The sequence below is a fragment of the Pseudomonas sp. P7758 genome (assembly GCF_013386485.1).
Classification (GTDB): domain Bacteria; phylum Pseudomonadota; class Gammaproteobacteria; order Pseudomonadales; family Pseudomonadaceae; genus Aquipseudomonas.
In genome coordinates this window covers 560-3,039 of the sequence record NZ_JACARS010000079.1, presented here as the reverse complement: position 1 = coordinate 3,039, position 2,480 = coordinate 560, and the positions used below count along the sequence as shown (strand labels likewise).

At 65.9% G+C, this 2,480-nt stretch carries 2 protein-coding genes; both read left to right on the top strand.

Annotated elements, in window-relative coordinates; genetic code table 11:
* Positions 1-216: 216 nt before the first annotated feature.
* On the top strand, positions 217-1,878 hold the full coding sequence (locus HX873_RS17820; RefSeq protein ID WP_177122986.1) for an ABC transporter substrate-binding protein: 1,662 nt from the start codon (positions 217-219) through the stop codon (positions 1,876-1,878).
* Positions 1,875-2,480, top strand: a 606-nt coding sequence (locus HX873_RS17815) for an ABC transporter permease (protein ID WP_256349640.1), incomplete at its 3' end; no start/stop codon positions are given. The genes HX873_RS17820 and HX873_RS17815, both read left to right, overlap by 4 nt.

Here is a 2,480-nt window from a genome sequence, read left to right as displayed (position 1 = left end):
GTAAGAGCGGAACCAATAGCCGCCGTTACCGCAGCAACGGATATGTACTCAAACCTCACGCCCCCCCAAGGCCGAGCTGTTGCCTGACCAACACTTCCCACACACATTGTCGTTTTCAGCAATCCCCCAACCCTCCAATCCCCCCTGTTTACAGGCCCAAAAACCCGGCATGCCTTGTGCAATGACTCAGTTCCCGGACTTTAGGCCTGACCCATCATGCAAGAACCCGCCCCTTACCCGCGACGATCCAGTGCGTTGCTCCTTATCGGCACCGCCACACTCTGCGGCCTGCTCCTGGGCTGTGGCCAAGGCAGCTCCACCGTCACACGCAGTGACCAACCGGTAAAGGGCGGCACCCTGGTCTACGCCACCGACCGCGAACCCACCTGCCTCGACCCCCACGTGGCCGGCGACATGCCCCAGGTGTTCGTCGCCCAGCAGTACCTCGACTCCCTGGTCTCGATGGACGCCGACGGCCGCATCGGCCCCTGGCTCGCCAAGACCTGGGAAGTCTCCCCCGACGGCCTGACCTACACCTTCCACCTGCGCAACGACGTGCACTTCACCGACGGCACCCCGTTCAACGCCGCGGCGGTCAAGGCCAACCTCGACCACATGGCCAACCCCAAGACCCAATCCAGCACCGCAGGCGGCTACATCCGCCAATACCGCAGCACCGACGTGCTCGACGAATACACCGCAGTGGTGCACCTCGCCACGCCGTACGCGGCCTTTCTTGAAGTCCTCGCCCAAGGCTTCCTCGGCATCGAGTCCCCCACGGCATTGCTGCGCTCGCGCGATGTGAACTGCGAAAGCCCGGTCGGCAGCGGCCCGTTCAAGGTCGTGCGCTGGGACCGGCAAAGCCAGGTCGAGCTGGTGCGCAACCCCGACTACAACTGGGCGCCACCCACCGCCAAGCACCAGGGCCCGGCCTGGCTCGACCGGATCGTCTGGAAGTTCATCCAGGAACCTTCCGTGCGCTTCGCCTCGTTGCAGGCTGGCGAGGTCGACGTGATCGAAGCGTTGCCGCCCGAATCCCACGAGGCCGCTCGACGCAACCCGGACCTGACCCTGGTGATCGCCCAACGCCCCGGCAACCCCACCAACGGCACGCTGAACATCACCCGTGCGCCGTTCGATGACGTGCGAGTGCGCGAAGCCTTCGTGCGCAGCTCCGACATCGAAGGCGCGTTGAAGAGCGTGTACTTCAACGAATTCCCCCGCGCCGGCGGGCCGCTGAGCCCAGCCACGCGCTTCTACAGCCCGGAGTTCCAGCACGCCCAGGATTACGACCCGGCCCGGGCTGCGCAGTTACTCGACCAGTCCGGCTGGACCCAGCGCGACAGCGAGGGCTACCGCACCAAGGACGGCAAGCGCCTGCAAGTCCACGTGGTGATGGGCAACCGCACGCCACCGTCGGAATACACCTTGTGGGAACAGGTGCAGGCCACCACCCGGCAGGTCGGCTTCGAGCTGATCGTCGACCAGATGAGTGACGTGCAGGCCACCAAACGCCAGGCCGACTGGGACTACGACATTCGCCTCGGCTACTGGAACACCAACACCGCCGACGTGCTGCGGATCATCTTCGGCAGTGAGTTCATCAGCCCGGCGGGTGTCGGTGGTTACCACCAGAACACCGCAGGCTTCAGTGACCCGGCGTTCGACACGCTGATCCGGCAAGCCCTCACCACCCAGGACAGCGAGCAGCGCCGGGCGCTGTATTACCAGGCGCAGAAAATCGCTTCCAGCCAGTACCTGCAATTGACCACCTACCCGCAAAGCACGCGGCTGGGTATCTACAAGACCACCCAGGGCGTGCGGCTGGAGCCGTCGCTGGCGGTGACTTATCTCTATGACGCATGGGTGAACAAATGAGCGACACATCACTTGCCAACCCACGGCGCGAGCGCCTGGCCCGGCTCGGCAAACGTGCGCTGTGGCGCCTTGCCGGCGGCGTGCTGGTGCTCTGGGCGGTGGCCACGCTGACGTTCTTTGCCTTGCGCCTGATGCCCGGCGATCCGGTGCAGGCGATCCTTGGCGGCCCGAGCGGCAACCCCACCCCCGAGACCATCGCCGAAGCCACCCGCGAGTACGGCCTCGACAAACCACTGGCGGTGCAATACGCGTTGTACCTCGGGCGACTGGTGCAGGGTGACCTGGGGGTTTCCTATTCCCAGCACCTGCCGGTGACCCGCGTCCTCGCCGAGCAATCCTGGCCGACCCTGGAGCTGACCCTGACGTCCCTCGCCCTGGCCTGGGTCCTGGTGCTGGCGCTGACGGTGCTGACCGCCGGCCGGCGACGCTGGGTTGCCAGCCTGGCCTCGTTGGCCGAAACCCTGGCCGCCGCGCTGCCGCACTTCTGGCTGGGGATTCTGCTGCTGGCGGTGTTTGCGTTCGGCCTGCGGCTGTTCCCGCCGGCAGGCAGTGATGGCTGGCGCACCCTGGTGTTGCCGTCGTTCGCCCTGGCGATTCCGCTG